This is a genomic window from Tranquillimonas alkanivorans, from assembly GCF_900115595.1.
In the GTDB taxonomy this organism is placed as follows: Bacteria; Pseudomonadota; Alphaproteobacteria; order Rhodobacterales; family Rhodobacteraceae; genus Tranquillimonas; species Tranquillimonas alkanivorans.
In genome coordinates, this window is the sequence record NZ_FOXA01000002.1 from 14,202 (window position 1) to 37,034 (window position 22,833).

Here is a 22,833-nt window from a genome sequence, read left to right on the forward strand (position 1 = left end):
GTGGCGGCGCCGCTTCTCGTGATCGCCGCGGGCGGCACCGGCGGGCACATGTTCCCGGCGCAGGCGCTGGCCGAGGCGATGCTGGAGCGTGGCTGGCGCGTTCGCCTGACGACCGACGCCCGAGGTGCACGCTATACCGGCGGCTTTCCAGACGGGGTGGAGATCGTGCAGATCGCCTCGGCCACCTTCGCGCGGGGCGGGGTGCTGGCGAAGGCGGGTGTGCCGCTGAAGGTGCTGGGCGGCGTCGCGGCGGCGCAGCTCAAGATGCTGCGCGACAAGCCGGCGGTGGTGGTGGGTTTCGGCGGCTACCCCTCGATCCCGGCGATGGCGGCGGCGTGGACGCTGCGCATCCCCCGCATGATCCACGAACAGAACGGGGTGCTGGGACGGGTGAATCAGATTTTCGCGCCCCGCGTCGATGCCGTGGCCTGCGGCACCTGGCCCACCAGGCTGCCCGAGGGGGTCGAGGCCGTGCACACCGGCAACCCGGTGCGCGCGGCGGTGCTGGAACGGGCGGGCGCGGCGTACATCCCGCCGGGCGATTACCCGATGTCGATCCTCGTGATCGGCGGCAGCCAGGGCGCGCGCGTCCTGTCGGACACGGTGCCGCCCGCAATCGCGGCGCTGCCGCTCGACATGCTGAAGAACATCCGCGTGGCGCACCAGGCGCGGGACGAGGACAACGACCGCGTCACCCGCTTCTATGACGAGCACGGCATCGACGCCGAGGTCAAGCCGTTCTTCACCGACATCCCCCGCCGCATGACCGAGGCGCAGCTTGTCATCAGCCGCGCCGGCGCGTCGTCGGTGGCGGACATCAGCGTGATCGGGCGGCCCTCGATCCTGATCCCCTATGCCGCCGCGACCGCCGACCACCAAAGCGCCAACGCCAAGGGACTCGTTGCCGCAGGGGCGACGGTGCGAATCCCTGAATCCAAGCTTGAGGTACAGCCGCTTTCGGAGCAGATACACCTGATCCTCTCGAATCCGGACGGCGCCCTCGAGATGTCGCGCAACGCGGCACGGCAGGGCATCCCCGACGCCACCGAGCGTCTGGTGCGGATGGTCGAGCAACTGGCAAGCCCCGGAGAGGGCGCAATCGAGGGACAGGCATGAACGCGGCGGTCACCAAGCTTCCCACCGAGATGGGCCCCATCCACTTCGTCGGCATCGGCGGCATCGGCATGTCGGGCATCGCCGAGGTGCTGCTGAACCACGGCTACATCGTGCAGGGGTCGGACCTGAAGCCGTCGAAGATCACCGACCGGCTCGAGAAGCTGGGCGCGCGGGTGTTCATCGGGCAGAAGGCCGAGAACCTGGAAGAGGCCGAGGTGCTGGTCATCTCGTCCGCCATCAAGTGCGACAACCCCGAGCTCGACGCAGCCCGCAAGCGCGGCCTGCCCGTGGTGCGCCGGGCCGAGATGCTGGCCGAGTTGATGCGGCTCAAGTCGAACGTCGCCGTCGCGGGCACCCACGGCAAGACGACCACGACGACCATGGTCGCCACACTGCTCGACGCGGGCGGGATCGATCCCACGGTGATCAACGGCGGGATCATCCACGCCTACGGCTCGAATGCGCGGGTGGGCGAGGGCGACTGGATGGTGGTCGAGGCCGACGAGAGCGACGGCACCTTCAACCGCCTTCCGGCGACCATCGCCATCGTCACCAACATCGACCCCGAGCACATGGAGCACTGGGGCGACTTCGACCGGCTGCGCCAGGGCTTCTACGACTTCGTGTCGAACATCCCGTTCTACGGCGTGGCGGTGTGCTGCACGGATCATCCCGAGGTGCAGAACCTCGTCGGGCGGATCACCGATCGCCGCGTGATCACCTTCGGCTTTAACACGCAAGCCGACGTGCGCGCGACCAATCTGCGCTATGAAGGCGGCATCGCACATTTCGACATCGCACTTCAGGCCGAGGACAAGGTGATCGAGGGCTGCACCCTGCCGATGCCCGGCGATCACAACGTGTCGAACGCGCTGGCCGCCGTGGCCGTGGCGCGGCACCTGGGAATGAAGGGCGCCGAGATTCGCGACGCGCTCGCGGCCTTCGGCGGCGTGAACCGGCGCTTCACTCGGGTGGGCGAAGTCAACGGTGTCACCGTCATCGACGATTACGGCCACCACCCGGTCGAGATCGCGGCGGTGCTCAAGGCCGCGCGGCAGGCGACGAAGGGCCGGGTGATCGCGGTGCATCAGCCGCACCGCTACTCGCGCCTGCACACGCTGTTCGACGACTTCTGCGCCTGCTTCAACGAAGCCGACGTGGTGGCCATCGCCGAGGTCTACGCGGCGGGCGAGGATCCGATCGAGGGGGCGACTCGCGACGACCTCGTGGCCGGGCTGATCCGTCACGGCCACCGCCACGCGCGCGCCATCGTCTCCGAGGACGACCTCGAGCGGCTGGTGCGCGAGCAGGCGGCGCCGGGCGACATGGTGGTGTGCCTGGGCGCTGGCACGATCAGCGCCTGGGCCAACAACCTGCCCGAACGCCTGGCGGCCGAGCGGATGACGGCGTGACGCTGGCGCGGCGCGCATATCCGGCGCGGGGAGATGCCGCATGAGTCTTCCGCTTCTGCTTGCCTGCCTGTGGGTGTTCGCCGCCGCCGTCGTGGCGCTGTTGCCGATGCGGATGCAGATCCTGCCGGGTCTGGCGCTTCTGTTGGCCGCGCCGCTGTTTATCGGCTGGATCGGTCAGGCGCACGGGACGCTGCCGGCGCTCGCCGGCACCGCCGCCGCCGTCTCGATGTTCCGCCGCCCGCTCTTGGCGCTGCTGCGCCGGGCCGTACCCGGTATGGGGGATGCGCCATGACTTTGTCGCTGGTGCTGGCCTTCCTCTGGATCGTCGTGGCGAACGTGCTGGGCATGTTGCCGAGCCGCCACAGCCACTGGCTCGCGGCCTACGTCCTGATCGCCCTTGGCGTGCCGCTTCTGGGCTTCGTCACCTACGAACACGGCCCCTGGGTGGGTCTGGTGGCGCTGGCGGCCGGCGCGTCGATCCTGCGCTGGCCGCTCCTCTATCTCGGCCGCTGGCTGACGCGGAGGGGCGGATGAGCGTGGCACTGCCCCCCGTGCGCGGCCGGCTGACCAAGGGCCGAGCGCTCGCCGACCTGACGTGGCTGCGTGTGGGCGGTCCGGCCGACTGGCTGTTCCAACCCGCCGACGTGGACGACCTTGCCTGCTTCCTGCGGGACGCGCCCGCTGAGGTGCCGATCTTCCCGATGGGCGTGGGCTCGAATCTTATCGTGCGCGACGGCGGCGTGCGCGGCGTGGTGATCCGGCTGGGGCGCGGCTTCAACGACACCACTATCGAGGGTGGCCGCGTCCGGGCCGGGGCCGCCGCGCTCGATGCACGTGTGGCCAAGGCGGCGGCCGAGACGGGGCGTGACCTGACCTTCCTGCGCACGATCCCCGGCGCCATCGGCGGCGCGGTGCGCATGAACGCCGGCTGCTACGGCACCTATGTCGCCGACGTGCTGCTCTCGACCGACGTGATCCTGCGCGACGGCAGCCATGAGACGCTGTCGAACGCTGACCTGCGGCTGGCCTATCGCCACAGCGAACTGCCCGAGGGCGCGGTCATCGTTTCGGCGCTGTTCGAAGCGCCCGAGGGCGAGCCCCAAGCGCTTGAGCGGAAGATGCAGGAGCAGCTCGCCAAGCGCGACGCCACGCAGCCCACGAAGGAGCGGACGGCGGGGTCGACCTTCCGCAATCCGGCCGGCTATTCCTCGACCGGCCGGGCCGACGACAGCCACGAGCTGAAGGCTTGGAAGGTGATCGATGACGCCGGCTTGCGCGGCGCGCGGCGGGGCGGGGCACAGATGTCGGAGAAGCACCCCAACTTCCTCATCAACACGGGAGACGCGACAGCCGCCGACCTGGAGGGGCTGGGCGAGCAGGTTCGTGAAAAAGTATTTCAAATGTCCGGGATCTCGCTAGAATGGGAAGTGATGCGGATCGGAGAACCGGCCGCCGAATAAAAAGAAATCAGGGTCCAAGGCAGGACCCGAGTGGCAAGAGTGCGGGCATGTCGAGCAGGGCAGCCCCCAAAGTAGCGGTGATCAAGGGCGGACCCTCGGCCGAGCGCGAGGTGTCACTGTCCTCGGGACGCGAATGTGCAGCCGCGCTGCGGGGTGAAGGCTTCGAGGTCGTCGAACTGGACGCGGGTCCGGACCTTCCTGCACGTCTGCTCGAAATCTCTCCCGACATCGTGTTCAACGCGCTTCACGGCCGGTGGGGCGAAGATGGCTGCGTGCAGGGCCTGCTTGAGTGGATGCGGCTGCCCTATACCCATTCCGGCGTCCTGTCCTCGGCGCTTGCCATGGACAAGATCCGCAGCAAGGACGCGTTCACGCGCGCCGGCCTGCCGGTAATGCCGTCAATGCTGGCTTCGGCCGACGAGGTGCGGCGCCGCCACGTGATGGACCCGCCCTATGTCGTGAAGCCCTACAACGAAGGGTCCTCGGTCGGCGTCTACCTCGTGAACGAGGCGGCGAACGGGCCGCCGCAATTGGCCGACGACATGCCCGGCACGGTGATGGTCGAACGTTACGCGCCGGGGCGCGAGCTGACGACGACCGTCCTGGGCGCGGGGCTGGGGAGCGAGGGCGCGCGCGCCCTGACCGTGACCGATATCGTGACCGACGGCTGGTACGACTACGACGCCAAGTACAAGGCCGGCGGGTCGCGACATGTGGTTCCGGCCGAGGTCCCGCGGGAGGTCTTCGACGCCTGCCTCGACTACGCGCTGCGGGCCCACGACTCGCTTTGCTGCCGCGGCGTGTCGCGCACCGATTTCCGCTGGGACGCTGCGCGGGGCGTCGACGGGCTGATCCTGCTGGAAACGAACACCCAGCCCGGCATGACGCCCACCTCGCTCGTCCCCGAGCAGGCGGCGCAGTGCGGCATCGACTTCGGCACGCTCTGCCGATGGATCGCGGAGGATGCCTCATGCGATCGCTGATCCCGCAGCTTTCCCGCGGCGACCGGGCCGATCCCGCACCGTCGCGCCTGGCCTACCGGCTGAACCGGCTTCTGCTGACGCCGCTGTTTCACCGTTCGCTCCGGATCGGTTTGCCGCTCTGCATTCTGGCGATTTCGGTCGCGGTCGTGGCGCTGAGCCCTGAGCGGCGCGAGACGGTGGCGCTGTGGGTCGAGGACGTGAAGCTTTCGGTCCAGCAACGGCCCGAGTTCATGGTCAAGCTCATGGCGATCGACGGCGCGTCGGACCGGGTTGCCGAGGCGATCCGCGAGATCGTGCCGGTGCACTTCCCCGTCTCTTCGTTCGACCTGGACCTGCCGGCGATGCAGCGGACGATCGCGGGCCTGGACGCCGTGGCCCGCGCTGACCTGCGCATCCGGCCCGGCGGTATCCTCCAGGTGCGCGTGTCCGAGCGCATGCCGGTCGTGGTCTGGCGTCAACGCGGCCGGATCGAGATGCTGGACGTCACCGGCCAGCGCGTGGCCACGCTGGATGCCCGGACCGACCGCCCGGATCTGCCGCTGATCGCGGGCCGCGGGGCGCAGCAGCTGGTGGACGAGGCGCTGGAACTTGTCGCCGCGGCGCGGCCGCTGGACGACCGGCTGCGCGGGCTCGTGCGGGTGGGGGAGCGGCGCTGGGACGTCATGCTCGAGGATGATCGACGCATCCTTCTGCCCGAGGTCTCGCCCGTCCGGGCGCTGGAACAGGTGCTCGCGCTGCACCAGGCGCAGGAGATCCTGGACCGCGACGTGGAGCTGGTTGACATGCGCAACCCGCGCCGCCCGACCGTACGCCTGGCGCAGGCCGCCGCCGAGAACCTGCGCCGCATCAAGCAGATCGAAATGGGAGTCCGCACCGAATGACCGCGCTCTACGAGTCCCAGCGTGCAATGCGCGCGATGCGCAAGGCGGCGATGCAGCGGGGCGTGATCGCGATCCTCGACGTGGGCACGTCCAAGATCGCCTGTCTCGTCCTGCGCTTCGACGGCCCCGAGCGCTTCCGCGACGGCGACGGCGTGGGCTCGATGGCGGGGCAGTCGTCGTTCCGGGTCATCGGCGCGGCAACGACCCGCTCGCGCGGGGTGCGCTTCGGCGAGATCGAGGCGATGCACGAGACCGAGCGCGGCATCCGCACCGCCGTACAGGCCGCGCAGAAGATGGCCGAAGTACGCGTCGACCACGTGATCGCCTGCATCGGCGGCGGCGAGCCGCGCTCCTACGGGCTGGCCGGGGCCATCGATCTGGACGGACAGGCGGTGAGCGAGCAGGACGTGGCGCGGGTGCTGGCCTCGTGCGACGTGCCGGATTTCGGGCCGGGGCGCGAGGTGCTGCACGCCCAGCCGGTGAACTTCGCGCTCGACCACCGCTCGGGCCTGCGCGATCCGCGCGGGCAGATCGGCAACCGGCTAGCCTGCGACATGCACCTGCTGACCATCGACGGCACCGTGATCCGCAACATCCTGCACTGCGTGAAACGCTGCGACCTCGAACTCGCAGGGCTGGCGTCATCGGCCTATGTCTCGGGCGTCTCAAGCCTTGTCGAGGACGAGCAAGAGCTGGGCGCGGCCTGCGTCGACATGGGCGGCGGGGCGACCGGCCTGTCAATCTTCATCAAGAAGCACATGATCTATGCCGACAGCGTGCGGCTGGGCGGCGATCACGTGACCAGCGACATCTCGAAGGGTTTGCAGGTGCCGCTCGCCATAGCCGAGCGGATCAAGACCGTGCATGGCGGCGTCGTCGCCACCAGCATGGACGACCGCGAGATGATCGAGCTGGGCGGAGAGACCGGCGATTGGGAACACGACCGGCGCACCGTCAGCCGGGCCGAGCTTATTGGCATCATGCGTCCCCGGGTCGAGGAGATCCTCGAAGAGGTCCGCGCCCGGCTTGACGCGGCGGGGTTCGAATACCTGCCGAGCCAGCAGATCGTGCTGACCGGTGGGGCCAGCCAGATTCCGGGGCTCGACGGGCTGGCGCCCAAGATCCTCGGTCAGCAGGTGCGAATCGGCCGCCCGCTGCGGGTTCAGGGGCTGCCGCAGGCGGCGTCGGACTCGGCTTTTTCCAGTGCGGTCGGCCTTTGCCTTTTCGCCGCACATCCCCAGGACGAGTGGTGGGATTTCGAGATTCCGACCGACAGGTACCCCGTCCGGTCGCTGCGCCGGGCGGTAAAATGGTTCAAGGACAACTGGTAATCGCTACATCTTGACGTGATGCCCAAATGCCGCTGACCGGCTTGTTTCTGTAGGCAGATTTTGTTGCGGAACTGTGTTTTTTGGGTGACGCGAGAGCCCCCAACCTCTAGGATTTGAAGTAATCAGGCAGACCGGCCCTCACGCAGGCGGACACAACAAAGCAGGCGGACAGATCAAAATGACACTGAACCTCATGATGCCCCAGCAGGACGAATTGAAGCCGCGGATCACCGTGTTCGGTGTTGGCGGTGCCGGCGGCAACGCCGTCAACAACATGATCGAGAAGCAGCTCGACGGCGTCGAGTTCGTCGTCGCCAACACCGATGCGCAGGCGCTTCAGCAATCGCTGAGCCAGGCGAAGGTGCAGATGGGCGTGAAGGTGACCGAGGGGCTGGGCGCGGGCGCGCGTCCGTCGGTCGGCGCCGCCGCCGCCGAAGAGACCATCGAGGAGATCGTCGATCACCTCGCCGGCGCGCACATGTGCTTCATCACCGCCGGCATGGGTGGCGGCACCGGCACCGGCGCCGCGCCGATCATCGCGCAGGCCGCGCGCGAGCTCGGCGTGCTGACCGTCGGCGTGGTGACCAAGCCCTTCCAGTTCGAAGGCACCAAGCGGATGCGCCAGGCCGAGGAGGGGGTCGAGAACCTCCAGAAGATGGTCGACACGCTGATCATCATCCCGAACCAGAACCTGTTCCGGCTCGCCAACGAGAAGACGACCTTCACCGACGCCTTCGCGATGGCCGACGACGTGCTCTACCAGGGCGTGAAGGGCGTGACCGACCTGATGGTGCGTCCGGGCCTCATCAACCTCGACTTCGCCGACGTCCGCGCCGTGATGGACGAGATGGGCAAGGCGATGATGGGCACCGGCGAAGCCGACGGCGAGGATCGCGCGATGCAGGCGGCCGAGAAGGCCATAGCGAACCCGCTGCTCGACGAGATCAGCCTTAACGGCGCCAAGGGTGTTCTGATCAACATCACCGGCGGACACGACCTGACGCTGTTCGAGCTCGACGAGGCCGCCAACGTCATCCGCGAGAAGGTCGACCCCGACGCCAACATCATCGTCGGCTCGACGCTGGACGAGACGATGGAAGGCCGCATGCGCGTCAGCGTCGTCGCCACCGGCATCGACGCCTCGGCCGCGACCCACGAGGTGCCCGTGCCGCGCCGCCGCCTGGCCGAGCCGCTCCCGGCCGCTCAAATGGAAGGCGAGGCGCCGCAGGCCGAGGCACAGACGGAGGCCGCACAGGCGTCCGAGCCCGACTTCTTCTCGGACTTCGAGGCGCCGCGCCGCCAGGACGACACCGTGATCGAGCAGGACAGCCAGGACGACCTGCCGCCGCCGGCCTACCAGCCGCGCCCGGCCGAGGCGCAGCCGACCGCCGCCGAAGCGCCGCAGCGCCGTGCCCCCGGCACGCCGTCGCCCGAGGCGATGGCCCGCCTGCGCGCCGCCGTCAACAAGACGCCCGGCACCGAGTACGGCGAAGAACCGGCCGCGCCGCGTGCCGCGCCCCGCGCCGTGCCCTCGCAGGGCGGTGCCGCGGCGGGCGAGCGCCCGCGCTTCGGCATCAACTCGCTGATCAACCGGATGACCGGTCACGAAGCGCAGAACGAGCGTGCCGCGGGCGGGGCCCAGCCCGCCGTGCGCCGCCAGCCCGCGCAGCAGTACGAGGACGACCCCGAGCTGTCTGCCGAGCAGGAGCGGATCGAGATCCCGGCCTTCCTGCGCCGCCAGGCCAACTGAACGCACTCACGGACCACGTCTTGAGGGGCTGGCGCAAGCCGGCCCTTTTTCTTTGTCCGCCAATCCCTTGCTGGACCAGCGGCATGTTCCCGCCAGACCCGGGCGGCGATGTTACAAAGCGTCACAAAGATTGAGTTGTGATGACCCGCCCCAGCTTCTAGCTGGAGAAAACGAGCCGCGATGGGGACGCGCGAATGGCTCGATAACGTGGTGGGGCAGAGATGCAGACAACGATCAAATCACCGGTCGCGTTCACCGGCGTCGGCCTGCACTCGGGCCGTCCGGCGCGGCTCGTCCTGCGCCCGGGCTCGGCCGAGTACGGCATCTGGTTCCGGCGCACCGACGTCACCGACCGTGACAACCTGATCCCCGCGCGCTGGGACAACGTCGAGCCCGCGCAGCTGTGTACCCGCATCGCGAACGCCGACGGCGTCACCGTCTCGACCATCGAGCACGTTATGGCCGCCATTGCTGGCTGCGGCATCCATAACCTGCTGATCGAGATCGACGGTCCCGAGGTTCCGATCCTCGACGGCTCGGCCGCCCCGTTCGTTGCCGCGATTCTCAAGAAGGGCCTGCGCCAGACGAATGCGCCGATCCGCGCGCTCCAGGTGCTCGAACCGGTCGAGGTGCGCAACGGCGCGGCGGTGGCGCGGCTCGACCCGGCCGACACGCTAGAAATCGACTTCCGCATCGAATTTGCCGACGCCGCCATAGGGCGGCAGGCCCGTCGCCTGAACCTGGGTAACGGCGCGTTCGTGCGCGAGCTGAGCGACAGCCGTACCTTCTGCCGCCGCGCGGATGTCGAGGCGATGCAAGCCGCGGGCCTGGCGCTCGGCGGCACCTACGAGAACGCCGTCGTCGTCGACGGCGACGCGGTGCTCAGCCCTGGAGGCCTGCGCCACGCGGACGAGGCCGTGCGCCACAAGATGCTCGACGCCCTGGGCGATCTGGCGCTCGCAGGCGCACCGCTGCTGGCGCGCTACACCGGCATCCGCGCGGGGCACGCCATGACCAACGCGCTCCTGCGGGCGCTTTTCGCGCGGCCGGGTGCCTGCCGCATGGTCACCTGCGACGCCACTTTGGCGGCCCGCCTGCCGGGCTCGGGGCTGCGCCGGGCGGACCTGCCGCTAGCCGCCTGAGGCGCGGGCAGGGGACCTCGGTTAAGGCGTTTTGCACCGGGATCTTCTGTGCTAGACCCGGCGGCGGAGACTTGGGTGAGGTAGCAGGATGTTCGGTCCCATCTCGGGCGGAAAGAGCGCGGCGTTCCTTGTGACACTGGCGATGCTGGCGGGCTGCGGCGGCGGAACGGTCAGCCGCGACGCGCCCCTCGACAGCCTCTCGGCCGAAGAGATCTATCAGCGGGCCGAGCTTGAGCTCGAGAAGGAGGACGAGGAAGAGGCCGCGCGCTACTTCTCCGAGGTCGAGCGGCTCTACCCGTACTCAGACTGGGCCAAGCGCGCGCTGATCATGCAGGCCTTCGCCTATCACCGCGACCGCGACTACGAAAGCGCCCGCTCGGCCGCGCAGCGCTACCTCGACTTCTACCCGATGGAGGAGGACGCGGCCTATGCGCAGTACCTCCTCGCGCTCAGCTACTACGATCAGATCGACGATGTGGGCCGCGATCAGGGCCTGACGTTCCAGGCCCTGCAGGCGCTGCGCGCGGTGATCGAGAACTACCCCGACAGCGAATACGCCCGTTCGGCGGTGCTGAAATTCGACCTCGCTTTCGATCACCTCGCGGCGAAAGAGATGGAGATCGGGCGGTACTACCTCAAGCGCAAGCACTACCCGGCGGCGATCAACCGCTTCCGCGTGGTGGTCGAGGAGTTCCAGACCACGACCCACACGCCCGAGGCGCTGCACCGTCTGGTGGAAGCTTATCTGTCGCTGGGGCTCGAGGACGAGGCCCGCACCGCCGGCGCGATCCTCGGCTACAACTACCGCTCGACCGAGTGGTACCAGGACAGCTACGCGCTGCTGACGGGCCGGGGCCTGACGCTCGAGGCCGCGGGCGACAACTGGCTGACCACCGTCTATCGCCAGGTCATCCGCGGCGAGTGGCTCTGAAACGGGGTCACCTCTGATGCTCAGAAGTCTCGATATCCGGGACATGCTGCTGATCGACCGGCTGGAACTCGACTTCCAGTCCGGCCTCAACGTGCTGACCGGGGAAACCGGCGCCGGCAAGTCGATCCTGCTCGACGCCCTCGGCTTCGTGCTGGGCTGGCGCGGTCGGGCCGAGCTGGTGCGGGCCGGCGCGAAACAGGGCGAGGTCGTCGCCGTGTTCGACCTGCCCGACGGCCACCCCGCCCAAGAGGTGCTGGAAGAGGCTGGCTTCGACCACGGCGACGAGCTGATCCTGCGCCGCGTGAACACGAGGGACGGGCGCAAGACCGCCTGGATCAACGACCGCCGCTGCTCGGGCGAGGTGCTGCGCCGCCTGTCCGACCGGCTGGTGGAACTGCACGGTCAGCACGACGACCGGGGCCTGCTGAACCCCCGCGGCCACCGCCAGCTTCTCGACGCCTTCGCCGGGGCTGCGCCGCAGCTCGACGCCGCCCGCACAGCTTGGCGCGCGCTCTCCGACGCCCGCCGCAAGCAGGCCGAGGCCGAGGCCGCGCTCGACGCCGTCCGCGCCGAGGAGGACTTCCTGCGCCACGCGGTCGAGGAACTCGACAAGCTAGCGCCCGAACCGGGCGAGGAAGCCGATCTCGACACCCGCCGCCGCCTGATGCAGTCGGCCGAACGCGTGCGCGAGGACATCACCCGCGCCCATGCCGCGCTCGCCGGCGACGGGGCCGAAAGCTTGCTGACCGACGCCATGCGCTGGCTCGACGGTGCCGCCGAAGGGGCCGACGGCCGCCTGGACGAGCCGCTCGCCGCGCTCGCCCGGGCACAGAACGAACTGGCAGAGGCCGAGCAGGGCGTCGCCGACTGCCTCCAGGCGCTCGATTTCGACCCCTCGGAGCTGGAGGCGACGGAAGAGCGGCTCTTCGCCATCCGTGCGCTGGCCCGCAAGCACGACGTGCTGCCCGACGACCTCGCCACCTTCGCCGACACCCTGCGCAGCAAGCTTGCCGCCCTCGATGCGGGCGAGGCCGACCGCGACGCGCTGGCGAAAGCCGTGCGCGAGGCGCAAGCCGCCTACGCCGCCGCCGCGACCGCGCTGAGCGAGACGCGACAGGCCGCCGCCGCCAGGCTCGACGCCGCCATGGCCGCCGAACTCGCCCCGCTCAAGATGGAGCGCGCGGTCTTCACCACGAAGCTCGCCGCCGCCGAGCCGGGGCCTGAAGGCCACGACGCGGTGGCCTTCACCGTCGCCACCAACCCCGGCGCGCCGGCCGGCCCGCTCGACAAGATCGCCTCCGGCGGCGAGCTTTCGCGCTTCCTGCTCGCGCTCAAGGTCTGCCTGACCCAGAACACCGCCGGCCTGACGCTGATCTTCGACGAGATCGACCGCGGCGTGGGTGGCGCCACTGCCGACGCCGTGGGCCGCCGCCTCGCCGCGCTCGCGCGCGACGCGCAGGTCCTGGTCGTGACCCACTCGCCGCAGGTTGCCGCGCTGGGCCAGCACCACTGGCGGGTGGAGAAGCGTGAGACCGACGAGATGACGACCTCCAACGTCGTTCCCCTCGACCCCGGCGCACGCATCGACGAAATCGCCCGCATGATCTCGGGTGACATCGTCACCGACGAAGCGCGCGGCGCCGCCCGCGCCCTGCTGGCCGGATAGGCACGCCCTTTGCATCTCTGGTCCGGAAATATCCCCGCCGGAGGCATCGCGCCGCAGGCGCGGCAGTTTCTGAGCTCTACTTCTCCCGGTAATCCTCCGGGGCGAGCCCCGCGTCTCCGCGCCGCAACGTCTCCGCCCCCGGCACGATGTCGGTGTTCTGTGCCGCGACACAGAGCCACTCGTCCCCGCGCCGCTCCATCACGAGGGTCAGCACGCCCGAGCGCGGCCCCGCCCGCCGGCCGTCCGGCGTCAGTTGACCCGTCAGGCTGACCCTCGCGTGCACCACCGCCGCATCCGCGCCCAGCCGCCGCAGCTTCACCCGCCGCACCGCCAGCCGCGAGTCCCGGAAGAACGTCGTCAGGCCGTAATCATGCGCCGCCCGGATCGCGGAGCGATCCTCCCACCAGATGCCCACGACGTTCACGAAATCCGCGTCCTCGGCGAAAAGGGCTGCCAAGGCGTCCGCGTCTCGCGCCGTCCAGGCGTCGGCTAAGGCGTGCGGCATCTCCTCGGGCGCGGCCAGCGTCACGCCGGGGGCACCAGCTTGCCCGGATTCATCAGGTCCTGCGGGTCGAGCGCGCGCTTGATGTCGCCCATCACGCTCCAGCCCGCGCCGTGCTCGCGCTCCATGTAACCCAGCTTGCCCATGCCGATGCCGTGCTCTCCGGTCACGGTGCCGCCCAGCCGCAGCGCCCGGTCGGCCAAGCGGCCCGACAGCCGCTTCGCCTCGTCCATCTCCTCGGCGCTGTCGCGGCGAGCCATCAGGATGGCGTGGAAGTTGCCGTCGCCCACGTGGCCCAGGATCGGTCCCGGAATGAACGATCCTGCGATGTCCGCCCGCGTCTCTTCCACCGCCTCGGCCAGCTTCGACAACGGCACGCAGATGTCGGTGACGATGGCCGTGGCCCCGGGGCGCGACTGAAGGATCGACCAGTAGGCGTCGTGGCGCATCTTCCACAGCTTGTTGCGCTCCTCGGCCAGCGTAGCCCAGCGGAAGCCGGTCGCGCCGAACTCGCCTGCGATCTCGCCGAAGCGCCGCGCGTCCTCGGCGACCGAGGCGTCGGAGCCGTGGAACTCCACCATCAGGTGCGGCGCTGCCGGAAGGTCGGCGCCCGCAGCGGCATTGAACACCTCGACCGTGGCCTGGTCCACGAACTCGATCCGCGCCATGGGCACGCACATCTGGATCGTCGCGATCACCGCGTCCACGGCCGAGCCCATGTCGGGGAAGGCGCAGATCGCGGACGATATGGCCTCGGGCTGGCCGTAAAGCCGCAGCGTCAGCTCGGTCACTAGCCCAAGCGTGCCCTCCGAGCCGACCATCAGCCCCGTCAGGTCATAGCCCGCCGAGGACTTGCGCGCCCGCGACCCGGTGCGGATCACCCGCCCGTCGGCCAGCACGACCTTCATCCCCAGAACGTTGTCGCGCATCGTGCCATAGCGCACGGCGGTGGTCCCGCTCGCCCGCGTCGCGGCCATGCCGCCCAGCGAGGCGTTGGCGCCGGGATCGACGGGGAAGAACAGGCCGGTGGCCCGCAGCTCGGTGTTCAGCGCCTCGCGCGTGATGCCGGGCTGCACGCGGCAATCCATGTCCGAGGCGTTGACCTCGAGCACGGCGTTCATCCGGGCGAAATCCACCACCACGCCGCCGCGCACCGCCAGCCCGTGCCCTTCGAGCGAGGTGCCCGCGCCCCAGCCGACCATCGGGCAGCCGTGGCGCGCGCAGATCCGCGCCAGTGCCTGCACCTCCTCGGTTGTCTCGGGGTAGGCGACCGCGTCCGGCGGCGTCGGCGCGAAGTGCGTTTCGGACCGGCCGTGCAGGTCCAGATCGCTCTTGGACCGGCTCAGCCGATCGCCTAGAAGTGTGGATAACTCGGCGAGAGCGTCCGGTATCGTCATCTGTCTGGTCCCCTGCATCCTGCCGGGCGGGACCCTAGGCGAAGCGCGCGGCCGGGGAAAGACCGGGGAGGCGGCCCGCGAACGGGCGGAGCCGGAGAGGGGCATGTCGGGCAAGAGCCCATCGATGATCGCGGAACACGTGCAGGGCGCCAGCGCCTCGGTGCGCGAGGCATGGCATATCCTCAAGACCCGCGGCCCCGACAAGCTGCAGTTCTGGTTCATCGCGCTGATCATCGGCATCGCCGCCGGCTTCGCGGCGCTCTTCTTCCGCAAGGGGATCGAGTGGCTGCAGATCACGCTCTACGGGACCGAGGACATTCACCGCCTGCACAGCTTCGCCGAGACGCTGCCATGGTACTGGATCCTGCTGATCCCGGTGGCGGGCGGTGCCGTGGTCGGCCTGATCCTGGACCGCTTCACCCCGGACGGGCGCGTGCGTTCGGTCGCCGACGTCATCGAGGGCGCGGCGCTGAACGAGGGGAGGGTAGAGCGGCGCGCCGGCCTTGCCTCGGCCGCAGCCTCGCTGATCACGCTGGGCTCGGGCGGCTCCACGGGGCGGGAGGGGCCGGTGGTGCACCTCGCGGCGGTGATCTCGACCTGGGTGTCGCGCCGCATCGCCGCCGACGGCATCACGGGCCGCGACCTGCTGGGCTGCGCCGTGGCCGCCGCCGTCTCGGCCAGCTTCAACGCGCCCATCGCCGGCGCGCTCTTCGCGCTCGAGGTCGTGCTGCGCCATTTCGCCGTGCACGCCTTCGCCCCCATCGTCATCGCCAGCGCGGCGGGCACCGTCATCAACCGGCTCGAATTCGGCGACGTCACCGAGTTCGTGCTCAGCGAGGACGGCGTCCTCGCCTTCTATGTCGAGCTCCCGGCCTTCCTGCTTCTCGGGCTGGTCTGCGGCGTCGCATCGGTGATCCTGATGCGCGCGATGTTTTTCGCCGAAGACGTCGCGACGAACCTGCAAACGCGCTTCTCGATCCCTCGTATGCTGCGTCCGGCGGCGGCGGGGCTTCTGCTGGGGCTGATCGCCATCCCGTTCCCGCACATCATCGGGGTCGGTTACGAGACGACGTCGCTGGCGCTTACCGGGCGGATGTTCCTCTACGAGGCGATCGCGCTTGCGGTGGTCAAGACGGTCGCGGTCGCGATCACCGTGGGCGGGCGGATGGGCGGCGGCGTCTTCTCGCCCTCGCTGATGGTCGGCGCTCTCACGGGCCTGTCCTTCGGCTTGGTGGCGACGGCACTTTTCCCCGAGGTGTCGGGCTCGCCCACGCTGTATGCCCTGGCGGGCATGGGGGGCGTGGCGGCGGCGGTGCTGGGCGCGCCGATCTCGACCACGCTGATCGTTTTCGAGCTGACGGGCGACTGGCAGACGGGGCTTGCCGTGATGGTCACCGTGTCGCTGTCCACCGCGCTGGCCTCGCGCATGGTGCACCGGTCGTTCTTCCTCACCCAGCTCGAGCGGCGCAACATCCATCTCGCCGCCGGGCCGCAGGCATACCTTCTGTCGATGTTCCGGGTGTCGAACGTCATGCGCAAGCCCGAGGACCCTCGGGCCGCGCCCGACGACGCGCTCTGGGCGGCGATCGAAGAGGGCGTAACGGTCGAGGGCAACGCCACGCTGGAGACAGCCATGCCGCTGTTCGAGCAGACCAACCGCCCCTTCATCCCCGTCGTGCGCCTGGGCGCCAAGGGAGAGGCGCCCGAGATCCTCGGCGCGCTGTTCCAAGTCGACGCGCTGCGCGCCTACAACCGCGCCCTCGCCGCCACCGCGGCGGAAGAACACTCCTGACCCAGCGATTTTTCTCAAAAAATCGCGTCCCCAAATTTTCAACGAAAATTCGGATTTTCAGAGCTGTTCGACCGTCACCTTGTCGTCGTGGAAGGCGACAAAGCCGGCGATGTCCGCCCGCTCGTCCTTCGGCGCCTCGTAGCTCCAGGCGGCGTCCGGGATGGCGCCGCTCTTGGTGACCAGCGTGTAGTAGGTCGCGTCGCCCTTGTAGGGGCAGTGCGTGTGCGTCTCCGAGCGTTCGAGGAACGCGTCGCCCACATCCTCGCGCGGGAAATAGATCACCGTGGGCAGGTCGCCTTCCTTCAGCTCCAGCGCCTGGCCGCTTTCGGCGATCACCGCGCCGCCCGCGCGGACCACCCATGTCGACGGGCTTTGCGCCACCTCGATATGCTTTGCCATGTCCGGCCTCCCTTTCCCATTCGGTTGCACGTTAGCCGCGCGTCCGTGACACGCGGATGTCAGACGGGGGCGGTTGCCCGCGCCAGCCACGCCGCCGCCGCCCCGTCGAGCCGGGGGGCGAGCTTGCGCGCGACCTCGGCATGGTAGGCATCGATCCACGCCCGCTCGTCGCGCGACAGCATGCCGGTGTCGATCAGCCTGCGGTCGATGGGCACCCAGGTCAGCGTGGCGAAGTGCAGCATGTCTCGGTCATCGCCGCCGGCCAGGGCCGGGGCCGTCTCGACCACGATCAGGTTCTCGATGCGGATGCCGAAGGCGCCTTCACGGTAGTACCCCGGCTCGTTCGACAGGATCATGCCGGGCTCCAGCGGCACGTCGCTGATGCGGCTCAGCCGCTGCGGCCCTTCGTGCACGCTCAGGTACACGCCCACGCCGTGGCCCGTGCCGTGGTCATAGTCCTGCCCGGCCATCCACAGCGGCGCGCGCGCCAGCGCATCTAGGTCGCGGCCCGCCAGCCCGCGCGGCCAGCGGGCGCGGCTGACGGCGATCATGCCCTGGAGGACGCGGGTGAAGCAGGCGCGATGTTCGTCCGACGGCGCGCCCACGGCCACGGTTCGGGTGATGTCGGTCGTGCCGTCCACGTACTGCCCGCCCGAATCCACCAGCAGAAGCTCGCCCGGCTGCACCGCGCGGTTCGACTCCTCGGTCACGCGGTAGTGGGGCAGGGCGGCGTGCGGCCCGGCCCCTGCGATGGTGTCGAAGCTGATGTCGCGCAGAGCGTTGGTGTCGCGCCGGAACGCTTCCAACCGGCGCACCACGTCGATCTCCGTCAGCGGCGCGTCGCGGTCGGCCAGCCCCTCGGCCTCGGCGTCCAGCCAGGCGAGAAAGTGGCACATCGCGGCGGCGTCGCGCAGGTGCGCCTTGGTCGTGGCCGCGATCTCGGCCCCGGACTTGCGCGCCTTGGGCAGGATGCACGGGTCGTCGCCCCAAGTGACCTCGACCCCCGCCCGATCCAGCAGCCGGGACACGGCGAGCGGCGCGGTGGCCTTGTCCACCCGCACCGGGCCGTCCAGCCCTTCCAGCGCGGCGGCGAACTCTTTTGGAGCGTGAACGGTCACCTCGTCGCCCAAATGGTCGCGCACCTCGTCGACCTTCGCCGCGTCCACGAACATGTCGGCGTGCCCGGTGTCGTGCAGGATGCAGAAGGCCTGCGCCACCGGCACGCGGGGCAGGTCGGCGCCCCGGATGTTCAGCAGCCACGCGATGCTGTCGGGCAGGGTAAGCACCGCAGCCTTCTGCCCCGCCTCGCGCAGCGCATCCGCCGCCGCCTGCCGCTTCTCGCCGTGCGTCCGGCCCGCGAATTCGTCGGGGTAGGCGGAGACTTGGCCCTGCGGCGGCTCGGGCTGATCCTCCCAAACCCGGTCCACGAGGTTATCCGTCTCCCGAAGCGCCACGCCCTTCGGCTCCAGCGCCTCGCGTAGCGTCTCGATCTCTTTCGCGGTGTGAAGCCATGGGTCGAAGGCGACCACGGCACCGCGCTCCAGCCGCTCGGCAAGCCACGGGCCCAGCCGGGTCTTCGGCCAGTCGACCGGCGTGATCACCTCCGTGTCCACCTGCGCCCGCGCCTGCACGGTGTAGCGCCCGTCGACGAACAGCCCCGCCTCGTCCGCCAGCACGGCGGCGAAGCCCGCCGAGCCGGTGAAGCCGGTCAACCAGGCCAGCCGCTCGTCGCGGGGCGCGACGTACTCGCCCTGGTGCACGTCGGCGCGCGGCACGATGAAGGCGTCGAGCCCCTCGGCCGTCATCTGTGCCCGCAGCGCCGCCACGCGCGGCGGCCCCTGCTCGGGCGAGGCGGTCGAGACGAAGCTCTGGAAGCCGGTCGCGGCCGGCGCGATGTCGGAAGTCATTGTCACTCCTGCGGCCTCAGCCGGCTTTCCTGATGCCCTTGAAGCGCGCCCGTGCGCGCGGGTCGCTGTCGAAGAGCGCGGCGAGCTGCTCGGTCATCGCGCCGGCCAGCTGCTCCACGTCGGTGATCGTCACCGCACGCTCGTAGTAGCGGGTCACGTCGTGGCCGATGCCAATGGCCAGCAGCTCGACCGCCTTGCGCCGCTCGACCATGGCGATCACGTCGCGCAGGTGCTTCTCGAGATAGTTCGCCGGGTTCACCGAGAGCGTCGAATCGTCCACCGGTGCGCCGTCCGAGATCACCATCATGATCTTGCGCGCCTCTGGCCGCCGCTCCATCCGGCGGTGCGCCCATTCCAGCGCCTCGCCGTCGATGTTCTCCTTCAGCAGTCCTTCCTTCATCATCAGCCCGAGATTCGGGCGCGCCCGCCGCCATGGCGCGTCGGCGTGCTTGTAGACGATGTGGCGCAGGTCGTTCAGTCGTCCCGGCACCTGTGGCCGCCCCTCGGCCAGCCAGCGCTCGCGCGCCTGCCCGCCCTTCCAGGCGCGGGTGGTGAAGCCTAGGATCTCGACCTTCACGTCGCACCGCTCGAGCGTGCGCGCCAGCACGTCGGCGCAGATCGCGGCGATCGAGATCGGGCGCCCCCGCATCGAGCCCGAGTTGTCCAGCAGCAGGGTCACCACCGTGTCGCGGAACTCGGTGTCCTTCTCGACCTTGAAGGACAGCGGCGTCGTCGGGTTCGCCACCACGCGCGCCAGCCGCCCGGCGTCGAGGATACCTTCCTCGCGGTCGAACTCCCACGAGCGATTTTGTTGCGCCTGCAACCGTCTTTGCAGCTTGTGCGCCAGCCGCCCGACAGCACCCTTGAGCGGCTCGAGCTGCTGATCGAGATAGGCGCGCAGGCGCTCCAGCTCGGCCGTCTCGGCCAGGTCCTCGGCGCGGATCTCCTCGTCGAACTCCGAGGTGAAGACGGTGTAGTTCGGGTCCGCCTCCGACACCGGCGCGGGCTGCGGCGGCTCGAGCGGGGCCTCGCCCTCGGGCAGCTCGGTCTCGTCGCCGGTTTCCAAGTCGGCCGCCTCGTCCATCGAGACCTGCGCCTGGCTGGGGTCCTGCGTCTGTTCCTGGCTCTGCTCGGGGCTTGCCTCGGCCTCGTCGCTTTCGTCCTGGTCGTCGCCCAGGGACTCCTGCTCGTCCTCGTCGGTCTCCTCGCTGGCCTCGTCCTCCTGGTCCTCGTCCTGACTGTCGGGGTCGTCGCCCAGCTGGTCGCCGTAGCCGAGGTCCTCGATCACCTTCCGCGCAAGCCGGGCGAAGGCGGCCTGGTCATTCAGCCGGTCCTGCAGGTCGCCCAGCGTCTCGCCCGCGCTTTCCTCGATGAAGCCGCGCCACAGCTCCATGACATGGCCCGCGCCGCCGGGCAGGTCGCGGCCCGTGGCGAGGTGGCGGATCATGTATCCGGCCGCGACGTGCAGCGGCACGTCCGACGCCTCTGTCACCTGTTCATAGCCCTTGCGCGTGGCCTCGGACCCGATCTTTGCATCGATGTTGCCCGCGGTGCCGGGCATGTCGCGCGCGCCCATCGCCTCGCACCGGGCCATCTCCATCGACTCGTAGAGATCGCGCGCCATCTGGCCCTGCGGCACGTAGCGGTTGAAGGTGCCCGCGTCGTGGTACTTGCGCCGCATCGCGTAGCTGTCGGCGGTGCCGCGGGCCAGCATCACCTCGTCGCGGGTCATCCGGCGGCTGACCTGCGGCAAGCGCACGCCGTCGTTCGACATGCCCGGTGGATCGACCGAGTAGCTGACGGCCAGCTCGGGGTCGTCGGCCAGCACCTTGGTCGCCTCGGCCAGGGCCTTCTTGAACGGATCGGCGGGGTTGTCGGACGGCTTGCTCATGGGGCGCAATCTAGCGACCTGCGCCCCGGACACAATGGAGCGGCGGCGGATTCAACCGGGCGGACAACCTGCGCCGGCGGGATCACGATTTGAGATCTGCCGAAACCTTCACACGGACCGGGCGGTTAGGGCGGTGACGCGGCGGAAGTCGCGACCGGTAAAGGAGGAGAGACCCGATGTTCGTTACGCTCAAGACCCGCGCCACCGCCTCGGTCCTGGCACTCGCCCTGGCTGCACCGCTGGCTGCGCAGGCGCAGGACGACGCGACGCAGCCGCAGACCGACGAGATCCAGGCGAACCAGAGCGCCGAGGCCACGGACGACGACGCCCAGGTCGGCGGCCAGCCGATCGAGGAGGCGATCGAGGAAGCCGACGCCCCCGACACGGCCGAGACCGACCCGGTGAACGAAACCGCCTCGAACGAGGTCGGCGGCCCGCCGCTGACCGGCGACCAGATGGGCCAGACCGTGATGCTCGACATCGACAGCTTCACGCAGGAAATCTACGAGCGCGGTTTCCGCCAGGGCTATATCCGCGGCATCGCCGACGCCCGGGACCGGTTCGTGCGCGAGATGCAGGTACGCCGGCAGCAGATGATGCAGGGCCAGCAGGGCGGCATGATGGACGGGCAGCAGCCGGGACAGATGATGCAGGGCCAGCAGCAGGGGCAGATGCAGCAGGGCGAGATGCGCACGCCCGGCGACGGCCCGATCAGCGAAGAACTCGCCGCACGCCCCGGCGGTTCGATCATCGTCCTGCCCCCGGGCGTGAGCCCCGAAGCCTTCATCCAGCGCATGATGGAGGACAATGAAAGGATGCAGGGCAACCGCATGCGGCAGCAGAGCGGCGGCAGCGAGAACTGAGCCAAAGACACACGTTGAAGAAAAAGGCCGCCGGACTATCCGGCGGCCTTTCTCATTTCGCAACGGGGCGGGCGTCAGTTGACGATTGTCGCCTCGGTCTTCTCTCGGATCTCTTCCTCGGTCACGCCCTCGGCGGTCTCCACGATCTTCAGGCCGCCCTCGACCACGTCGAGCACGCCGTAGTTGGTGATGATCCGATTGACGACGCCCGTGCCGGTCAGCGGCAGGGTGCACGACTTCAGAAGCTTCGGCTCGCCCGCCTTGTTTGTGTGGTCCATGACCACCACCACGCGCTGCACGCCGGCGACGAGGTCCATCGCCCCACCCATGCCCTTCACGAGCTTGCCTGGGATCATCCAGTTCGCCAGGTCGCCGTTTTCGGCCACTTCCATCGCGCCCAGGATCGCCATGGCGATCTTGCCGCCGCGGATCATCGCGAAGGACATGGCGCTGTCGAAGTACGAGGTGTGCGGCAACTCGGTGATGGTCTGCTTGCCGGCGTTGATCAGGTCGGGATCGACCTCGTCCTCGGTGGGGAAGGGGCCCATGCCCAGCATCCCGTTCTCGGACTGCAGCGTGACGTTCACGCCCTCGGGGATGTAGTTCGGCACCAGCGTCGGGATGCCGATCCCGAGGTTCACGTACGTGCCGTCTTCAAGCTCCTGCGCCGCGCGCGCGGCCATCTGATTGCGGTCCCACATGGTCTCTCTCCCCTCAGGCCTCGCGCACGGTGCGCTTTTCGATCCGCTTCTCGTGCTCGCCCTGGATCAGACGGTGCACGAAGACGCCGGGCAGGTGGATCTGGTCGGGGTCAAGCTCGCCGGGCTTGACGATCTCCTCGACCTCGACGACGCACACCTTGCCGCACATCGCCGCCGGCGGGTTGAAGTTGCGAGCGGTCTTGCGGAACACGAGGTTGCCGGTCTCGTCGGCCTTCCACGCCTTCACGATCGACAGGTCCGCGAAGATGCCGCGCTCGAGGATGTAGGGTTCGCCGCCGAACTCCTTCACTTCCTTGCCCTCGGCGATCTGCGTGCCGTAGCCGGTCTTGGTATAAAAGCCCGGGATGCCCGCGCCGCCGGCGCGCATGCGCTCGGCCAGCGTGCCCTGCGGGTTGAACTCGAGCTCCAGCTCGCCCGAGAGGTACTGGCGCATGAACTCGGCGTTTTCGCCCACGTAGGACGACATCATCTTCTTGACCTGCTTGGTCTGCAGCAGCAGCCCCAGCCCGAAATCGTCGACGCCCGCGTTGTTCGATGCGACGGTCAGATCCTTGACGCCGGAGTCACGAATGGCCGCGATGAGCAGTTCGGGAATGCCGCAGAGCCCGAAGCCCCCGGCGGCGATCAGCATCCCGTCGTGCAGCAGCCCGTCGAGCGCCTCGTCGGCCGAGCCATAGACCTTCTTCAT

Annotated in this window: 21 protein-coding genes; 14 read left to right on the plus strand and 7 right to left on the minus strand. The window is 69.4% G+C overall.

What is annotated here, in order from left to right; all coding sequences use genetic code 11:
• The 12 genes from murG to recN all read left to right on the plus strand — a co-directional run bounded on the left by murG (position 1) and on the right by recN (position 12,672).
• Entirely contained in the window at positions 1 to 1,116 is a 1,116-nt protein-coding gene (gene murG / locus BM162_RS03585) for an undecaprenyldiphospho-muramoylpentapeptide beta-N-acetylglucosaminyltransferase (protein ID WP_093417873.1), read from the plus strand.
• Positions 1,113 to 2,528 (plus strand): UDP-N-acetylmuramate--L-alanine ligase, encoded by a 1,416-nt coding sequence (gene murC, locus BM162_RS03590; RefSeq protein WP_093417876.1) that lies wholly within the window; start codon positions 1,113 to 1,115, stop codon positions 2,526 to 2,528. Before murG ends, murC begins: the two co-directional genes overlap by 4 nt.
• Positions 2,529 to 2,568: 40 nt before the next feature.
• The gene (locus BM162_RS03595; RefSeq protein WP_093417879.1) at positions 2,569 to 2,820 is read left to right on the plus strand and encodes a DUF2484 family protein; all 252 of its coding nucleotides are present in this window, start codon (positions 2,569 to 2,571) and stop codon (positions 2,818 to 2,820) included.
• Positions 2,817 to 3,062 (plus strand): DUF2484 family protein, encoded by a 246-nt coding sequence (locus BM162_RS03600; RefSeq protein WP_093417882.1) that lies wholly within the window; start codon positions 2,817 to 2,819, stop codon positions 3,060 to 3,062. The genes BM162_RS03595 and BM162_RS03600 overlap by 4 nt, the downstream gene beginning before the upstream one ends.
• Positions 3,059 to 3,988 (plus strand): UDP-N-acetylmuramate dehydrogenase, encoded by a 930-nt coding sequence (gene murB / locus BM162_RS03605; RefSeq protein ID WP_093417884.1) that lies wholly within the window; start codon positions 3,059 to 3,061, stop codon positions 3,986 to 3,988. Before BM162_RS03600 ends, murB begins: the two co-directional genes overlap by 4 nt.
• Positions 3,989 to 4,035: 47 nt before the next feature.
• Positions 4,036 to 4,971 (plus strand): D-alanine--D-alanine ligase, encoded by a 936-nt coding sequence (locus BM162_RS03610; RefSeq protein ID WP_093417887.1) that lies wholly within the window; start codon positions 4,036 to 4,038, stop codon positions 4,969 to 4,971.
• Positions 4,959 to 5,852: a cell division protein FtsQ/DivIB gene (locus BM162_RS03615; RefSeq protein ID WP_093417889.1), complete on the plus strand. Its 894-nt coding sequence runs from the start codon at positions 4,959 to 4,961 to the stop codon at positions 5,850 to 5,852. The genes BM162_RS03610 and BM162_RS03615 overlap by 13 nt, the downstream gene beginning before the upstream one ends.
• Positions 5,849 to 7,183: a cell division protein FtsA gene (gene ftsA, locus BM162_RS03620; protein ID WP_093417892.1), complete on the plus strand. Its 1,335-nt coding sequence runs from the start codon at positions 5,849 to 5,851 to the stop codon at positions 7,181 to 7,183. The genes BM162_RS03615 and ftsA overlap by 4 nt, the downstream gene beginning before the upstream one ends.
• A gap of 178 nt (positions 7,184 to 7,361) precedes the next feature.
• Entirely contained in the window at positions 7,362 to 8,933 is a 1,572-nt protein-coding gene (gene ftsZ / locus BM162_RS03625) for a cell division protein FtsZ (protein ID WP_093417895.1), read from the plus strand.
• A 221-nt stretch (positions 8,934 to 9,154) separates the two neighbouring features.
• On the plus strand, positions 9,155 to 10,075 hold the full coding sequence (gene lpxC, locus BM162_RS03630) for a UDP-3-O-acyl-N-acetylglucosamine deacetylase (RefSeq protein ID WP_093417898.1): 921 nt from the start codon (positions 9,155 to 9,157) through the stop codon (positions 10,073 to 10,075).
• Positions 10,076 to 10,163: 88 nt separating this feature from the next.
• Positions 10,164 to 11,006 carry an outer membrane protein assembly factor BamD gene (locus BM162_RS03635; protein WP_093417901.1) on the plus strand — a complete coding sequence of 281 codons (843 nt, stop codon included), beginning with the start codon at positions 10,164 to 10,166 and terminating at the stop codon, positions 11,004 to 11,006.
• A gap of 16 nt (positions 11,007 to 11,022) precedes the next feature.
• Positions 11,023 to 12,672, plus strand: coding sequence for a DNA repair protein RecN (recN, locus tag BM162_RS03640; RefSeq protein ID WP_093417904.1), 1,650 nt, complete (start codon positions 11,023 to 11,025; stop codon positions 12,670 to 12,672).
• A 76-nt stretch (positions 12,673 to 12,748) separates the two neighbouring features.
• Here the strand turns inward: recN and BM162_RS03645 are convergent, their stop codons facing one another.
• Complete coding sequence (locus tag BM162_RS03645) at positions 12,749 to 13,201, minus strand: SgcJ/EcaC family oxidoreductase (protein ID WP_245759160.1); 453 nt, start codon at positions 13,199 to 13,201, stop codon at positions 12,749 to 12,751.
• On the minus strand, positions 13,198 to 14,571 hold the full coding sequence (locus tag BM162_RS03650; protein ID WP_093417907.1) for an FAD-binding oxidoreductase: 1,374 nt from the start codon (positions 14,569 to 14,571) through the stop codon (positions 13,198 to 13,200). Before BM162_RS03650 ends, BM162_RS03645 begins: the two co-directional genes overlap by 4 nt.
• Positions 14,572 to 14,674: 103 nt before the next feature.
• Between BM162_RS03650 and BM162_RS03655 the strand changes: the two genes are divergently transcribed.
• Entirely contained in the window at positions 14,675 to 16,363 is a 1,689-nt protein-coding gene (locus BM162_RS03655) for a chloride channel protein (protein ID WP_093417910.1), read from the plus strand.
• A gap of 57 nt (positions 16,364 to 16,420) precedes the next feature.
• Here the strand turns inward: BM162_RS03655 and BM162_RS03660 are convergent, their stop codons facing one another.
• From BM162_RS03660 to cobT, 3 genes are read right to left on the minus strand one after another with little or no spacing between them, the layout of a single operon-like run.
• A complete protein-coding gene (locus tag BM162_RS03660) occupies positions 16,421 to 16,762 on the minus strand; it encodes a DUF427 domain-containing protein (RefSeq protein WP_093417913.1) in 342 nt (113 codons plus the stop codon).
• Positions 16,763 to 16,821: 59 nt separating this feature from the next.
• Positions 16,822 to 18,669: an aminopeptidase P family protein gene (locus BM162_RS03665; protein ID WP_093417916.1), complete on the minus strand. Its 1,848-nt coding sequence runs from the start codon at positions 18,667 to 18,669 to the stop codon at positions 16,822 to 16,824.
• 16 nt (positions 18,670 to 18,685) lie between these two features.
• On the minus strand, positions 18,686 to 20,560 hold the full coding sequence (gene cobT / locus BM162_RS03670) for a cobaltochelatase subunit CobT (protein ID WP_093417919.1): 1,875 nt from the start codon (positions 20,558 to 20,560) through the stop codon (positions 18,686 to 18,688).
• Positions 20,561 to 20,736: 176 nt separating this feature from the next.
• Here cobT and BM162_RS03675 point away from each other — a divergent pair, with 176 nt between their 5' ends.
• Entirely contained in the window at positions 20,737 to 21,423 is a 687-nt protein-coding gene (locus tag BM162_RS03675; protein ID WP_093417922.1) for a hypothetical protein, read from the plus strand.
• Between the two features lie 74 nt (positions 21,424 to 21,497).
• Here the strand turns inward: BM162_RS03675 and BM162_RS03680 are convergent, their stop codons facing one another.
• Together BM162_RS03680 and BM162_RS03685 are read right to left on the minus strand one after the other, a co-directional pair.
• Positions 21,498 to 22,124: a CoA transferase subunit B gene (locus tag BM162_RS03680; RefSeq protein ID WP_093417925.1), complete on the minus strand. Its 627-nt coding sequence runs from the start codon at positions 22,122 to 22,124 to the stop codon at positions 21,498 to 21,500.
• 13 nt (positions 22,125 to 22,137) lie between these two features.
• Positions 22,138 to 22,833: a CoA transferase subunit A gene (locus BM162_RS03685; protein WP_093417928.1), complete on the minus strand. Its 696-nt coding sequence runs from the start codon at positions 22,831 to 22,833 to the stop codon at positions 22,138 to 22,140.

Excerpts from the sequence above, each read along its gene's own strand:
- BM162_RS03665 (WP_093417916.1), bottom strand. The coding sequence starts at position 18,669 with ATGACTTCCGACATCGCGCCGGCCGCGACCGGCTTCCAGAGCTTCGTC.
- BM162_RS03615 (WP_093417889.1), top strand. The coding sequence starts at position 4,959 with ATGCGATCGCTGATCCCGCAGCTTTCCCGCGGCGACCGGGCCGATCCC.
- BM162_RS03685 (WP_093417928.1), bottom strand. The coding sequence starts at position 22,833 with ATGAAGAAGGTCTATGGCTCGGCCGACGAGGCGCTCGACGGGCTGCTG.
- BM162_RS03650 (WP_093417907.1), bottom strand. The coding sequence starts at position 14,571 with ATGACGATACCGGACGCTCTCGCCGAGTTATCCACACTTCTAGGCGAT.
- murB (WP_093417884.1), top strand. The coding sequence starts at position 3,059 with ATGAGCGTGGCACTGCCCCCCGTGCGCGGCCGGCTGACCAAGGGCCGA.
- BM162_RS03655 (WP_093417910.1), top strand. The coding sequence starts at position 14,675 with ATGTCGGGCAAGAGCCCATCGATGATCGCGGAACACGTGCAGGGCGCC.
- lpxC (WP_093417898.1), top strand. The coding sequence starts at position 9,155 with ATGCAGACAACGATCAAATCACCGGTCGCGTTCACCGGCGTCGGCCTG.
- cobT (WP_093417919.1), bottom strand. The coding sequence starts at position 20,560 with ATGAGCAAGCCGTCCGACAACCCCGCCGATCCGTTCAAGAAGGCCCTG.
- ftsZ (WP_093417895.1), top strand. The coding sequence starts at position 7,362 with ATGACACTGAACCTCATGATGCCCCAGCAGGACGAATTGAAGCCGCGG.
- BM162_RS03610 (WP_093417887.1), top strand. The coding sequence starts at position 4,036 with ATGTCGAGCAGGGCAGCCCCCAAAGTAGCGGTGATCAAGGGCGGACCC.
- murC (WP_093417876.1), top strand. The coding sequence starts at position 1,113 with ATGAACGCGGCGGTCACCAAGCTTCCCACCGAGATGGGCCCCATCCAC.
- BM162_RS03635 (WP_093417901.1), top strand. The coding sequence starts at position 10,164 with ATGTTCGGTCCCATCTCGGGCGGAAAGAGCGCGGCGTTCCTTGTGACA.
- BM162_RS03675 (WP_093417922.1), top strand. The coding sequence starts at position 20,737 with ATGTTCGTTACGCTCAAGACCCGCGCCACCGCCTCGGTCCTGGCACTC.
- BM162_RS03680 (WP_093417925.1), bottom strand. The coding sequence starts at position 22,124 with ATGTGGGACCGCAATCAGATGGCCGCGCGCGCGGCGCAGGAGCTTGAA.
- ftsA (WP_093417892.1), top strand. The coding sequence starts at position 5,849 with ATGACCGCGCTCTACGAGTCCCAGCGTGCAATGCGCGCGATGCGCAAG.
- BM162_RS03600 (WP_093417882.1), top strand. The coding sequence starts at position 2,817 with ATGACTTTGTCGCTGGTGCTGGCCTTCCTCTGGATCGTCGTGGCGAAC.
- BM162_RS03595 (WP_093417879.1), top strand. The coding sequence starts at position 2,569 with ATGAGTCTTCCGCTTCTGCTTGCCTGCCTGTGGGTGTTCGCCGCCGCC.
- recN (WP_093417904.1), top strand. The coding sequence starts at position 11,023 with ATGCTCAGAAGTCTCGATATCCGGGACATGCTGCTGATCGACCGGCTG.
- BM162_RS03660 (WP_093417913.1), bottom strand. The coding sequence starts at position 16,762 with ATGGCAAAGCATATCGAGGTGGCGCAAAGCCCGTCGACATGGGTGGTC.